This window comes from Streptomyces sp. NPDC037013, assembly GCF_055607265.1.
The window spans coordinates 912,892-926,343 of the sequence record NZ_JBVJRV010000001.1; the positions used below are offsets into that span (position 1 = coordinate 912,892).

Here is a 13,452-nt window from a genome sequence, read left to right on the forward strand (position 1 = left end):
GCGGTCGTCACTCACCCGGACGCGAGGCCCGCCTTCTGGCTGATCTTCACGACGACGAACTCCGCCGGCTTCAGGGGTGCGAACCCCACCAGGACGTTCACGACCCCGTTGTCGATGTCGGTCTGCGTCGTCGTCTCGCCGTCGCACTTGACGAAAAATCCCGCCGCCGGCGTGGCACCTTGGAACGCCCCCTGGCGGAAAAGCGTCATCATGAACGAGCCGATGGTCAGCCGCAGTTGAGACCACAGCGGCTCGTCGTTCGGTTCGAAGACCGCCCCCTGGATGCCGTTGTAGATGCTGACCCGCAGCATGATCGCGGTACGGCGGACGGGCACGTGGCGCCATGCCGGGTCCGAGGTGATGGTGCGCGCGCCGAACACGACCACTCCCGCACCGGCGAAGCGCCTGATGACGTTTACGCCCAGCGGGTTGAGGTTGCCGTGCTGCACGTCGCCGAGCTCCACGGCGAGCCCGGCCACGCCGTTGAGGCCCGCCTCCGTGCCGGCCGGTGCCTTCCACACGCCGCGGCTCGCGTCGATACGGGCGTACAGTCCCGCGATGAACCCCGAGGGCGGCAGCAGGACGGGCTCCCGGGACCGGCCGGTCGGGTCCAGCGCCTTGACCCAGGGGAAGTACAGCGCGCCGTACGAGTTGGCGACGGTGAGCTTGGTGCGGAAGACGGCGGCCTCGTCGGCGGTGTCGTCGTGGGAGCCCGTCTCGCCGATGTAGAAAACGTCCTGGAGCGGTCTGTTGGCGCAGTAGGCCATGCCGAGGTCCAGCATCGCCGTCGTCGCCTCGCCGGGGACGGCGAGGAGGCTGAAGTCCGTCACGTTGTCCAGTCGCGGGAAGCCTGAGCTGAACGTCGTCTCCGTCACCGCGGCGACGCCGTCGCTGCCGAGCGTCACCGGCGCGATGACCGGAGCGGTCAGCGCCGCGTCGCCGATCTGCACGATGTCGGCCTTGGCGGGGCGCCGGACCGCCGCCCCGTCCTCGGACCGGCCGCCGTTGCCCGCGCCGAGTTTGAGCAGGCCGGTGGCGTCCGCGGTCGCCGCCGGCTGGACGCGCACGGACGAGGTGGCGAGGGTGGTGGTGCCGGACTGGAGGACGAACCGGGACTGCCCGGCCACGGTCTCCACGGCGCAGGTGAAAGCGGTGAAGGCCGTGGCGTCGGTGGACGTCTTCTTCCGGGTCAGGGCGCGCACCGCGGTCTGCACCGCCGTCGCCACGTCCGCAGGCACGGTCGAGGCACCGGCCGACGCGGGCAGCGTGACCGCCTGGAACCCGTCGGCGTCCAGGTTGATCTGGAAGCCGAGATTTCCGTTCAGCGGCAGGGTCGGTGCGAAGCCGCCCCGGTGGATGCCGCGCTGCACGCTGAGGTTGCCGGAGAGCAGTTGGGCGCTGATGAGGGTGGAGTCCTGCGCCAGGACGCTGACCGCGTAGTTCGGGGCGGTCGGATCGACGCTGAGGTTGTCGAAGACCTCCAGCGGGGCGGTGTCCTTGAAATTGGCGGGCACGACCGCCGGGTCGACCTGGCGTCGCACGCTCACCTTGAACTCGTTGCCCGGGTCGAGCGTTCCGTCCTCGATCTGGAGGAACAGCGTATTGCCCCAGGCGCCCTTGCTGCGGGCCGAGAACGTCATGCCGCCGGCGGCCGGCGTGGCCCGGTTGTTGACGGTGACGGCGGCGGTCGCGGCGTCGGTGCGGGTGACGCGCACGACGTAACACTGCCGCCCACCGTTGTTGAAGTACTGGAACACGCTGTGGGCGAGATATCCATCGTCCGTGTACGTCCCGTACCGGCGCTGGAATTCCGTCCAATTCGTGATGCGGGTGGCTTCCTCCGGGCCCATTTCGGCGAAACCGACGAAGGCCGCCGTGGACGTGCCTGCGACGTCGAGCGGGCGCGTCCCGCCGGAAATCTCCTCGATGTAGACACCTGGATAAGTCAGAGTCGCCATGGTCGTCTCCTGTCGCAATGCATCAGCCCGGCGCATTTGCGCTCATGGCCGATTTTGGGCTCCCTCAGTCGTCCTGTGCCTCGGACCGCTTGGCGGCGGCCTTTCCCCTCCGACCCGGCGATTCGGCGGGCTCCGGGGCCGGCCCGGTTTCCTGCGCGACGTCTTCGGTGGTCTCCGCCGGTACGTCCTCGACCGCGATCACCCGCTGCGCCCGCAGCTTCTCCACCTTGGCGCTGCCGGCGACCTCCGCGTCGGGCAGTTCCCGCGAGACCTCCCCGGGAGACAGCCGTACCGCGCTCCCCGAGGCCAGCTCCACCACGACCGGCACGGAGGGGAGGAGGCTTCTGATCCTTACGGCCACGTCAACTCTCCTCGCTGCGGGTGCACCCCACGCCACGCCGCCTTTCGTGGCGGCAGCGCCGGAGCCACGACGCCAGCATCACCCCGCGCCGTCACCCGTCCGTCACCACGGACCGGTGTCCGACCCGGCGCCGCCCGCGGCAACGCCACGGTGACGAGACGGCGACAGGCTGGCACCATGACGTCAGGAAGAGGCAGAACCGGAGTGTGCGTGGTCCGCATCCTGGCGCAGAGCCACGGAGCGTTGATCACGCTGCGGGTCAACCCCGACATCGACCGATTTTCGATGGGTTCCGAATCATCTACCGCAGACGTCGAATCCGCCCTACAGACGATGCGGGAATTCTTGCAGTCCTTCCTCGCAGAAACACCCGGGAGTTGATAAAACTGGCGTCCGGACACCTGTCGGCCGACCGGCGACCCAGCGCCTGATTTCTCCGACCGGCGAATTCCGGACGGGGGGACTGATGGGATCAGCTTTTCCGTACTTTCTTACCTCTGGAGACGCGGGTGCACCCCCTCCAGTGCTCCACTTGTTCGGCGAACTCCACGTAAGCGTGGGAACACGTCGGGTGGACATTCCGATGAGCTGCCGACGACTGCTGGCCTTCGTCGCCCTGCGCCCCTTTCGGGTGGACCGGGCCTACGCCGCGGGCTCGTTGTGGCCGGCCAACGACGAGGACCGGGCGCACGGCAACCTGCGCTCAGCGCTGTGGCGACTGAACCGCGTGGACGTCCACCTGCTGTCGGCCGACAAGCACGGGCTGATCGTGCACGATGACGTGGTCGTCGATCTGCACGCGGTCAGCGCGTGGGCGACCCGCGTCATCGAACACACCGCGGAGCGGGACGAGTTGTGTTCCGCGCCGCCCGGCCTGGAGGCGCTGGAGCTGCTGCCCGGCTGGTACGACGACTGGGCCCTGATGGAGCGCGAACGCGTCCGGCAGCGAGTCCTGCACGCCCTGGACTCGCAGAGCCAGCAGTTGAGGCTCATGGGCTGCCATGCGGAAGCCGTGGACATCGCGATGGAGGCGGTCAGCGCCGAGCCGCTGCGCGAGAGCGCGCAACGCACCCTCCTCCTTGCGCATCTGGCCGCCGGCAACTGGGTGGAGGGCCGGCGCGGCCTGGAGATGTACGCGCGCCTCCTGGAGCGGGAGCTCGGGATGGAGCCGGCGCCCGACCTCACGGACCTGTTGCGGGACGGCGGCTATGCGCGCAGCGGTGGCGGGGGCGAGAGGGACGCCGGCCGGCAGGGGTGACCCGCGCACTCCGGCCGCCGAAAGGGAAACCATGCTGACCACCGAGGACCACCAGAGGTCGCTGCCGTACCCGGTGCCCGCGACGCGGGAGCGGTCCGCGGCGCCGGTCCCGGACGCGGGGAGCGGGGGCCCGACGCTTCGGCGCAGCCTCGGCAACGGCTATCTGCAGCGTGCCGCCGCACAGGGCTGGGGGGCGGGAGACTGGGACGAGGACGACGGCTTGAGCCCCGCCGCGTCGTGTGGTTGCGGGGGCGGCTGCGCCGGCTGCGGGCCGAGCGGGGCCGCGCAGCCCAAGCTGACCGTCGGGCCGGCCGGCGACGCGTACGAGCGGGAAGCCGACCGGATCGCCGAGCGCATCACCGAGTCGCCGGGTGCGCAAGGGGGGACCCCTCTCGTGCGTCGGCGCGTGTCGGCCGACGCGGGCGCGCCGGGCGACATCGTGGCGCCGACCACCGGGGGCCAACCGCTGTCGGCCGCAACCCGCGCGTTCATGGAGCCGCGCTTCGGCCACGACTTCGGCCGGGTACGCGTCCACACCGACGCCGGCGCCGCCGCGTCGGCACGTGCGGTGCACGCCGACGCGTACACCCTCGGCCACCACCTGGTCTTCGCCGCCGGACAGTACGCGCCGGAAACCAGCCGGGGACAGCGGCTACTGGCACACGAACTGACCCACGTGGTGCAGCAGACGGGCGGCACGGGCCCGGCCGGCGACGCCCCCGCCGCCGGAAGGCCGAGCGCGACGGCCCCCGTCGTCCAGCGCAAGGTCACCGCGGACGGCATCCAGGAAGCCCGGCCCCGATACAGCTACTCCACGCACTGCGGATGGATCGACTGGGGCCATGTCCGGCCGGACATGGCCGAGCTTCTGATCAGCCAGGTGCGGGCAGCGTCCGCGGTGCTGAGCTCGGAAGAGGCCGCGCGCTCCGGGGAGCCCGGCCACCACGCGGTACGGCACGACGAGCCGGGAGTCGGCGTGTACGAGGACTGCCCGGCGCGGTACGCGCCCGGCGAGCGCGCCGCGTCGGCCCGCCCGCGGGCGCCGCTGTTCGAGCGCACGCAGTTCCCGAACCACACGGAGACCGACCTGTACGGCTTCGAGGTCGGGCGGTCAGACGCAGCGCCGTTCGCGGGCGCCGTCTCCTCGATCGCCGCGGAACTCGCCGCCGACCCCAAGGCGTCGGGGGAGATCTACGGATTCTCGGACTGCATGGGCGTGGAGCGCGCCAACGCGGACCTGCGGGCGGCCAGGGCGCTGGCCGTGCTCCGGATGTTCCCCGAGGACCTGCAGAAGCGCTTCACGGCGACGACGTTCGCCGGCGCGCAGCAGTACCTGGCGAGCAACACCCACGAGGAAGGGCGGCGCCGCAACCGTGCCGTCGCGATAAAGATCCTCCGCCCACTGCCCGCGGAGAACGTCATCGCCACGCAGCGGAGCGCATTCCACGGGGTGACGGTCAACGCCGCGAGCGTGATCTCGAAGATCCTCCGACCGCTCACGCCCGACCAGGTGCTGCGCGTGTCCCTGGCGATCTTCATGGCCGTCTCCACGGTGTTCGAGGAGACGCAGGCGTCGACGGACTTCCTCACCGGCTCGTCGTTCTCCGAAGAGGACCTGCCGTCCAACCTCATCAGCTTCTACGTCGCCGCCAACCACCTGAGCTACCGGACGGACGTGGAGAAGATCTGCGACGTCTGGGACCCCACCCGTTCCCTGGCCGCGTTCCAGGGCTACACCTTCGGCCGGACGCGGTACACCTTCAAACAGACGCGGCTGCCGGCCGGCGGGGCCTGGCCGACGCAGTTCGACGCGATCCAGCCGGAACCACCCGGACGGCTGTGGCAGATAGGGCCGATGACGCTGATCGCACCGGGGAGCGTGCAGTACGTGCCGTGAGGAGCGGGGCCGGCGAAGCGCCCGTGCGGTCGGACCTGCCCTTTGAGAGCCGCTGAGCCGGGGTATCTCGCGTGGTACTCGTCCGGGCCTATGCCCCCTCGGATGCGGTAGCGGTCCAGATCCTTGTCGAAGGTCGCCGTGCCGGCCCAGAACCGCGCGATCTGCGTCAGCATCTCGGCCCCCCTGGAGTGCAGGAACTCGGTGTCGCCGGTGGCCTCGTAGTACTACCACACGTTGTACGCGATGGCCGATCCGACATGATGCTGGAGCCGTGAGTGGTCCGGCGGCCAACGTCCCGAGCGCGGGTTCAGATGGAGCTGCTGGGTCTCCTCGCGGCCGTCGCTGCCCCTCTGCCAGGGATACATCGCACCGCTGCGAGCCACGTCGCGGGCGGCGGTGTGGGGAGACAAGGTCTGCAGCAGGTGAAAGAGGTGAGCCGCAGCACGGGCCCGGTCGGCCTCGGGACGTCCAGCGCGGCGTTGCGCCACAACTCTCGCCATGCGCCCCGTGAGGCGCGCTTCAAGGAGATCGTTCGGATGCTGCGGGCCTGGAAGGTCAGTGACCGCGGGTGAGTTGATGACCTCTCCCGCCCTCACCATCCACCCGGACGCGACGCTGTCCCAGGCGACACGTATCTTGGCGCGCCGCCTGGTCAAACGACTTCCCGTCGTCGACGACATCGGCATGCTGGAGGGCATCGTCAGCCGTGCCGATCTGCTGAAGATCTTCCTGCGCACGGACCAAGCGCTTCCCACCGATATTCGGCCACTTGCAGGCGATGTGCCGACTACGCCGCCACCAGCGCAGTCGCTTTTCCTGTGCCGGCTGACGTACGAGTACGAACCTTCTTATGCCTTCACCGGTGGGCGCGCACGTGCGACTCGAGCTTCGTGCCCGAAGGCCTTTGCGGGCGCGCGCATCAGCGCAGCCAGGCCCCACGACGTGACCGAGGTGGTGGATGGGGAACGATCGCCTGCCGTGGACCCCTGAGGCGGCCACCGCGCCTCGATATTTGGCCCGAATATGTCAGGCCACGTGTCGCTGCAGGTCAGAGGCCTGCAATGGGTCTGCAGCGGATGATAGGACCGGCTCTTTACCTGCCACTTACGCGCAACCGGCTTTTAGCTAGGGCTAAACGTGGGATCCTCTACGTGAAGGTCGTCCCAAAAGACGTCGCGACCTGTGGGGGTGCCGATGAGCTGGCGTAGGAACATCGCAGCGGATGACTTAGCCGGGACACGCCTAGCGCGCGACGTGACGACTCTAGTGGCGGGGCTTCTGGCCGAACGCCAGATCTCGCGCACGCAATTAGCGGAACGGATGGGCGTCTCAGCGGGCCGGGTCAGTCAGATCCTCTCAGGGGACGAGAACCTCACCCTGCGCTCTCTGGCAAACATCGCCCAGGCCTTAGACGCCGAAGTCGAGGTCAACTTCATCGACCCGCCCATGGCCGGACAGTCCGGGCGCGACCACACAGAAGCGAACGGTGGTCCAGTCCGCCCGTACGCCCCGGTGCAGCCATAACCGTCACGACCGGTGTACTACGCCCTCATGCGCCAGCTCCTGTTTGAGCGTCAGAAACTGACGGTCGGTCGAGGCCTTGCCCGTCTGGTAGGCGATGGCGAGCAGGAAGCAGCATCGATGCTCTGCCTGTCCCCGGGCTCTACGGCACTCGCGTTCCGCGGCAGCCAGGTCCTGACTGCCGGTATGCCAGGTCAGCTTCTCCTTGTTTCTTTCTTTGAGGGTCCACTCGTTCACCGCGGCCAGAGCGTCCTTGTGTGCCGCATCGATTTCATGCGTCAGCTGCTTGCGCTGCTGAGCCGTCCGGCCGGCTACGTGAACCCTGCCCAAGAGGGTGAGGCGGACATCGTCCGCGAACCGTTGCAGCTCAAAGCTCTCGCAAAAGCCCTCGGCCAGCTGCGTGCACCAGGTCTGCTCATCAATCTTCAGCTGCTCTGCCAAGCGTTCCAGCAGGACTGAGGCGTACAGGGTGAGCAGCTTCAGCAAGGGGACGTCCTGCAGTCTCTTCTCTTCGTCGCGTCCGACCTGGGTGACCAGAGCGGCGCCGGCCACGGCACCCACGACGAAGGGTGGTACCCGCGAAGCGTGTGGCACGAGCCAGAAGCTGGCCAACCCCGCCAGGCACGAAGTCCATCCCACGAACTGGAGGCTGCACCAGCGAGAGGAACGGCTGCCCAGCAACCGCCCCTTGCGGAAGAAGCGGATCAATAACGATATCCACGTGACAGCCGCGCACGCGACGATCGGCAGCCACCATTCCATACCCCACACGATGCCCCCCGGCGCCGCTCTACGCTGCGGCAAGCGATCCAAGCTACGCAGCCATCCGGCATATGCCGCCAGTTGTCATGTGCCGCCGCCACGGTCACAGCAGGATGTTCTCACCGGACTCGTCCAGTCGAGCCCTAATCGGAACCCGTCTTTCAGGCGAAGGACGACATCTGGCCACCCCTGCGTCGCGCGGCACCGCCGGCCCGTGCTGCAGCGTCTGAAACCTGTCCCGTAACTGATCTTCGACAGGCGCAGGTGGATCCCCTTGCGCTCAGCGTATGCCGGTGAGTTTTGACACCGGCTTGGGGCGTTGTGGTTCCTCCTTGATCCGCGCACCCGAGACCGTCCTGGGGTCGTCGACTGACTGCACCTGTCAGGAGCCCCTGTGTGTCCCTCCTTCACCACGTGTCAGGTCTGTTTCCCCGCCAACGCTCTTGCTGCTCCCTGCTCGAATGTCTGAGCATCCAGGCGTGCAGGGCTTCGATGTCGTGAGCCATCTCTGTTTGCGTCGGAACGAGCATCGAGCGGGGTACTTGCAGCAGGAGGTGCCGCAGATCCTTGACCCCGAGGCGGCCTGCTGCCGCCCTGGCAGCGAGTTCGGTGTCGAGCGCGGCGGTCAACGCCTTCTGCGCACAGCACTTCTCCAGCAGCCGGGACATGACATGTGCGTCAAGCTCGGCGAGCGGCACCGAGGCACCTGCCGGATGAGGAATGGAAGCAGACCGTGAGGGTGCCGTAGTCATCTGCACCTTCGAATGCCGGGCGGAGGGGTCGCGCGAGCCGGTCGGGATGAGAAGTTCATGCCGCCCGGTGCCCACGCGAGGGGAATGTCGTTCACAGGACATGCCGGGAACCTGAAGATGCCGTCGACGAGACGTGCGGCTGCACAACACCTGACCTGGTGATCTCCATCAGTGGGCACAGGTATCACGCTGTACCGATCGATCCGCTGCAACAGCCCTGCTGCACAAGATGCGGTCACGTGACCGACCGGCCATGGCGTATCGGGCCCTGGCTGGACTCTGCGCACGTCGACCCTACGCTCTGCGGCCAGCCGAAGAGGAACGGTGAACCCTGCGGATGCCGGATCACCGAAGAGCCTTGCCGGGCCCATCCCACGCCTGAACAGGTGCGGTATATCGAAGAACAGCGGCAGAAGGAGGCCGACCGCCGCAGAACCGCCGAGGAAGAGCGCCAGGCAAGGACCGTTGAGCGCTGGCAGGACCTGATCGCCATCCTCAGCGTGCGCTGCCCGCATTGCTCAGCGCCAGCCGCCTTTTGCCGCCTCCCCAGCGCTACCGCAACTCGCCAACTCCACAGAGCGCGCCGCAGCCTTGCGGGAGCAGCCGGAGACACGACGGAATTCGTGATCGAGGCAACGAGTCCTGACCACCGCGCGGTTCCGAGACCTCGGCTGGATGACGACCCTCGTACCGTGCTGGATGATCCTCTCATCGACCGAACCGAGCAGGCGGGCCGAAGACACGCTGACGAACAGCGAGAAGAGGCCCAGCACGACCTCACAGCAACCCCTCGGTCCCGCCCTGCCCACTCCAGGCGATGGCATCCTGTCCTTGGCCTTCAGCCCGGACGGCGGCACACTGTACGCCGCGGGTGAACACGTGCCGTGGCCGAAGTACGACATCGATCCGGACCGAGCCGTCGTCACAGTCTGCGCACGCGCCGGAGCCCCGCTGTCCCCAGCCGCCTGGAGCAGGTTCCTCCCCGAGGTCCCTTACCGGCAGCTGTGCCGGTCTTAAGCGTTCGCGAGCGAAGCACTGATCACCTGCGCCGCGATCACGCTCGCTGCTTCCACCTGGCGACTGCTGCATCTACCGGTCATGCGAGCGGAGTTGAGAGGACCAGCCCCGCTTCCGTCCCCCCACACCTGTTGCATTCACTAAGATTGATCTCTTTCTTCCCGCCTCGCATTGCGTCCCGAACTTGAACGCGCAGGAGGGAGTTCGGCGGACGTGGGGGCGGCCTTGGCGTGATCCTGCGTGCTGTCCGGAGCGCGCGTTTCACAAGACCCGCATGGGGACCAAGACCGCCAGGGGTGAGTCTGCTGCATCACGATGTCCGGCAGGAAGCGTTCGCACAAGCGTCCCGCTTCCGGGGCGAGTTCTAGCTGATTCCGGGGTGGGCGGCCGCCCCGGGCGGGCGGCCGCGCGTTGGTTGCCGGGACGGGTGTGCGTAGGGGCCGTCGCCGGGGTTGCCCGGGTGTGAGGCACTGCCAGGTCAGGGAACGGCGGCGGCAGGTGGGCTCTTCGCGGTCAGGCGCGGTGTCTCAACCAGAGGTTCACTCGCTGAACGCCGTTGCTGAAGACGCCGGGGGCGCAGTAGTAGTACTCCTGCGGGTCCCTCGGGTGATGGCGGTCCAGTTCAAGGTTTCCTTCGTACTTGAACCTGTCGCATTCGGTCCAGTTGTAGGCGCTGACGCCGGTGTCGAGGGTGCGTACCAGGTCATTGCGGTACGTCGCCGCGGTGGCGGTTCCGGTGCCTGCGATGAGTGCTCCGGCTGCCGTGGCTCCGGCCAGGACTACGCCGACAGATGCTCTCGTGACGCGCTTCATACTCATGCTCTTCTCTGCGGAGGCGGACCAGTTAAGGACGGCGAGGCGCCTGTAGGCCGCCGAGTCGGGGGCCCTTGGATCGGGGCCCTAGCTTGGAGACATGTGCAAGAGGCGAGAGGTTGCCCGAGTTCTTGATCTTCTTCGAAGTGGTCACAACTCCTGTGCTGGAACGCAGAAGCGCAGCAGTCGGCGAAGCCCTCGCCGCTGATGTCGCCGAGCGCGATTCATGGTGCCACCCTCAACTGCTCGTGAGGCGAGCCGAGATGGCCAGCTCCCCGGGGGATCATCTCAGCTGTCCTCGAGGCAGCGGTGCCCACACCGACGATGGGGAGCGGTACACCACCACCGAGGGCCTGGTCGTGGAAGTAGCAGCCGGCACCACCCGGCACGCCACCGTCTCGGTCACCCGCATCCGCTGAGAGCCTGTGTCCCCCTCACAGGCCGTCACCGAGCAAGGGATGTGACACAGCTACTCACGGGTGTCGAGTGGGACGTCGACCTCCCGCTGTGGGCGGAGGCCGCCCCGAGCGGCCTCTGCCACCCGGGCAACGACTCACACTGACCAGCGACACAGCCGTGCCCCGACGCAGGCCGGGGCACGGCACCGGCCGGGTGAGCTTCTCCGGAACCCCCGGCGCCAGCCGGCACCCGCCAACCTGGTGCGGATGACAACCGCGGCAGACCTCTGACCCCACTACGGCCGCACCCGTGCCGAGCGCGACCGCGCCATCCCTGATGCCCTCCACTGGACCTGGAGCCAGGACGGCGGCCCCGGCTGCGAAGTACTGGACGACCTCGCAGGACGAGTGGTCGGCGACCTCGGCGCCGGAGCCGCCCGGCACGCCGCGCACCCGGCCGTCCACCACCAGCCCGCCCAGCCCCGCCCCGCACCCTCATCTCCCTCATTTCGAGGCAGATGAGCTCAGGCCACCCCACGCACACCGCTGCCCGCGCTAGCGTCGCACCGCGGTGTTCCTCGACGGACAGAGGGCAGGATGGGGCGTTCCACGGGCCACTACGCGCAGCTCCTGCGAGTCGCTCACGCGCAGGGCGACACCGAAAGATGGGCCACTACCGCCGCCGGCCTCGACGAGCGCAGCGTGAGCTCCCTGACCGACCTTGGACTCGCCCAGCTCGCGACGCCCGAGGTGCACGCCGAGCTCTCGGCACAGGCCGGACGGCTGATCTCGTGGGCGGTGCGGCTGACCGATGACGGCTGGGACGCCCTGCTGTAGGCGCAGACGCAGCCCGCACCGGTGCCACCCGCCGAACCCCCCGCTCCTGGCCTTCAGGAGATCGCGCTGCGCCGATCGGAGATGGACGCGGTGCGCCGGTACACGGACCTGGGCGAACGCCTGCGAACGCCCCCAGCACCCGGCCTGGAGGCAGAGCAGTCGCGTCCTGGTCCCGCTGGGTCACCCACGAGATCCAACGCCTGTTCACCACACTCGTCATCCGGCCAGTCCGCGACGCCGCCCACCGGCTCGGCTGGTCCCGCTGGCGACGCCGCCACCAAGCCCGCGCCCAGACCAGCCACGACCGTCGCCAGCCGCGAATCAGACATGAAGATCACGAGCTACGGCTGCAGTACTAGTCGCTGCCCGCGTCGCAGGCGCGGCCGCGAGGATCGGGAGGCGACTTCTTGGTCGCGCGCGATACCGGCGCCGTGCCTGAAAGCGCCTCCCGGGGCCGGATGTGGCGGTCACTGCGTCAAGCGATGTCGGATTCCCACAATTGCCGAAGCGATCCCGCCCCCAGGGCTGTGTCCCTGGGGTGACCGGCTTCCGGCACAGACAGAGTCGCGAGGGGGCGTGTGCTCTCCCTTCTGGGGCACGTCAACCAGACCCTGGGAAGCTGCAAGCGCGCCCAGGAGGAGCTCGGGCGCGCGCTCTGGTGCCCAGGGCGACCGATACCTTCGGCGCGGCGTGAACAGTAGGAGCTCCGTCGGTCCTTGGTGCGGAGCTCCGCCTCTTCCCAGGTCAGCGCACCCTCCCCCGAGGCTTCAACGGCACCTCCGGCAGTTTCGGGGCCGGCAGCGGAGCACCGTCGTAACCCTTGACCTCGCCGAAACGGGAACCCGTCATCCAGTCCTCGCGAGCCTGTTCGATCTCTGACTGCGTGCGGCCGACGAAGTTCCACCACATGATCAGCTCCTCCTCGAAGGGCTCGCCGCCGAGCAGCATGAGACCCGCGTCGGAAGCCGCCCGCAGCGGCAACTCGCTGCGTCCGCAGCCGAGGTAGAGCATCGAACCCGGCAGTACCGGTACGCCGTCGACATGCACCTCGCCCGACATGGAGAGCACCCCGTACTCGAAGTCGGGGACCAGCGGCAGGCGGGTCTCCGTGCCCGCGGCGAGGGTGAGGTCGGCGCCGACGATCGGGGAGTACGTGCTGCCGGGGGACGTAGCACCGTCCAGGTCGCCCAGGAGCACGGTCGCCTCAAGGCCTGCCGCGGTCACCTTGGGCAGCTCGGCGTGGTGCTCGAACTTGGGGTCGGTGTGCCGGTGCGCGTCCGGCAGCGCCACCCACAGCTGGGCCCCGTGCAGGAAGCGGGCGTGCGACTTCGGCGACTCCTCCGAGTGCGAGATGGCCCGGCCCGACGTCATGAGGCCGAGCTCGCGCGGGCGGACCGTCTGCAGGCTCCCCGTGGAGTCGCGGTGCAGCACCTCGCCGTCGTGCAGCCAGCTGACGGTCTGCAGACCCATGTGCGGGTGGGGCGGCACCTGCATCCCCGGCTCGTCGGCGATGTCGTCGGGACCGTAATGGTCGACGAAGGCCCACGCCCCGATCATGCGGCGGCCGAGGTTCGGGAGGAGCCGGCGCACCTCGGTCGACGCGCCGAGCTGGACGCGGCGGGGGCTCAGCAGCTCGCGCACGGGTTCGGCGACGACGAACCCGCGTCCGCCGCAGAGGGAGGGAACCGCCTGACGGTCAAGGTTGCTCATGCCGCTCAACCTAACCCGCGACCGCGGCCGCGCGGCAGGCGTATCCCCGGCACAGTTCCCCGGTACGGTCCGGGCCATGGGAGCCGGGCCTCGGACGTGGTGGCCCTCGCGCGGGGGTACCCGAATGGCCTAATCGGCGGGAAAGCGGCCCGGATCGGCCGGAGGGCC

11 protein-coding genes and 3 pseudogenes are annotated in these 13,452 nt (G+C 68.8%); 7 read left to right on the forward strand and 7 right to left on the reverse strand.

Translation table 11 applies throughout. The features are described from left to right. Positions 1–11: 11 nt before the first annotated feature. Together ACZ7DY_RS03890 and ACZ7DY_RS03895 are read right to left on the reverse strand one after the other, a co-directional pair. Positions 12–1,958, reverse strand: coding sequence for a phage tail sheath subtilisin-like domain-containing protein (locus ACZ7DY_RS03890; protein WP_471129591.1), 1,947 nt, complete (start codon positions 1,956–1,958; stop codon positions 12–14). Positions 1,959–2,022: 64 nt separating this feature from the next. Beyond that, positions 2,023–2,319: a hypothetical protein gene (locus tag ACZ7DY_RS03895; RefSeq protein WP_471129593.1), complete on the reverse strand. Its 297-nt coding sequence runs from the start codon at positions 2,317–2,319 to the stop codon at positions 2,023–2,025. Positions 2,320–2,902: 583 nt separating this feature from the next. Here ACZ7DY_RS03895 and ACZ7DY_RS03900 point away from each other — a divergent pair. Both ACZ7DY_RS03900 and ACZ7DY_RS03905 read left to right on the forward strand, forming a co-directional pair. Continuing rightward, positions 2,903–3,577 (forward strand): AfsR/SARP family transcriptional regulator, encoded by a 675-nt coding sequence (locus ACZ7DY_RS03900; RefSeq protein ID WP_471129596.1) that lies wholly within the window; start codon positions 2,903–2,905, stop codon positions 3,575–3,577. 31 nt (positions 3,578–3,608) lie between these two features. After that, positions 3,609–5,474 carry an eCIS core domain-containing protein gene (locus ACZ7DY_RS03905; protein ID WP_471129598.1) on the forward strand — a complete coding sequence of 622 codons (1,866 nt, stop codon included), beginning with the start codon at positions 3,609–3,611 and terminating at the stop codon, positions 5,472–5,474. Positions 5,475–5,527: 53 nt separating this feature from the next. On the opposite strand, the pseudogene ACZ7DY_RS03910 reads toward ACZ7DY_RS03905, so the two are convergent. Further along, positions 5,528–5,976, reverse strand: a pseudogene (locus ACZ7DY_RS03910) (glycoside hydrolase family 65 protein); the annotation flags it as partial. Positions 5,977–6,029: 53 nt separating this feature from the next. Here ACZ7DY_RS03910 and ACZ7DY_RS03915 point away from each other — a divergent pair. Further along, positions 6,030–6,222 (forward strand): annotated as a pseudogene (locus ACZ7DY_RS03915) (CBS domain-containing protein); the annotation flags it as partial. Positions 6,223–6,668: 446 nt separating this feature from the next. Continuing rightward, complete coding sequence (locus ACZ7DY_RS03920; protein WP_471129600.1) at positions 6,669–6,998, forward strand: helix-turn-helix domain-containing protein; 330 nt, start codon at positions 6,669–6,671, stop codon at positions 6,996–6,998. A 3-nt stretch (positions 6,999–7,001) separates the two neighbouring features. Here ACZ7DY_RS03920 and ACZ7DY_RS03925 read toward each other — a convergent pair whose 3' ends face one another. The 3 genes from ACZ7DY_RS03925 to ACZ7DY_RS03935 form a co-directional block, all read right to left on the reverse strand. Next, a complete protein-coding gene (locus tag ACZ7DY_RS03925) occupies positions 7,002–7,757 on the reverse strand; it encodes a hypothetical protein (RefSeq protein ID WP_471129602.1) in 756 nt (251 codons plus the stop codon). 407 nt (positions 7,758–8,164) lie between these two features. Further along, complete coding sequence (locus tag ACZ7DY_RS03930) at positions 8,165–8,455, reverse strand: hypothetical protein (RefSeq protein WP_471129604.1); 291 nt, start codon at positions 8,453–8,455, stop codon at positions 8,165–8,167. Positions 8,456–10,039: 1,584 nt separating this feature from the next. Continuing rightward, complete coding sequence (locus ACZ7DY_RS03935; RefSeq protein ID WP_471129607.1) at positions 10,040–10,345, reverse strand: hypothetical protein; 306 nt, start codon at positions 10,343–10,345, stop codon at positions 10,040–10,042. 257 nt (positions 10,346–10,602) lie between these two features. On the opposite strand from ACZ7DY_RS03935, the gene ACZ7DY_RS03940 reads away from it, so the two are divergent. From ACZ7DY_RS03940 to ACZ7DY_RS03950, 3 genes and pseudogenes are all read left to right on the forward strand, one after another. Next, positions 10,603–10,758, forward strand: a complete 156-nt coding sequence (locus tag ACZ7DY_RS03940; protein ID WP_471129609.1) for a hypothetical protein — start codon at positions 10,603–10,605, stop codon at positions 10,756–10,758. A gap of 681 nt (positions 10,759–11,439) precedes the next feature. Next, positions 11,440–11,574, forward strand: coding sequence for a hypothetical protein (locus ACZ7DY_RS03945; protein WP_471129612.1), 135 nt, complete (start codon positions 11,440–11,442; stop codon positions 11,572–11,574). 152 nt (positions 11,575–11,726) lie between these two features. Next, positions 11,727–11,933 (forward strand): annotated as a pseudogene (locus tag ACZ7DY_RS03950) (hypothetical protein); the annotation flags it as partial. A 385-nt stretch (positions 11,934–12,318) separates the two neighbouring features. Here ACZ7DY_RS03950 and ACZ7DY_RS03955 read toward each other — a convergent pair. Then, a complete protein-coding gene (locus ACZ7DY_RS03955) occupies positions 12,319–13,284 on the reverse strand; it encodes a pirin family protein (RefSeq protein ID WP_471129614.1) in 966 nt (321 codons plus the stop codon). Positions 13,285–13,452 lie beyond the last annotated feature (168 nt).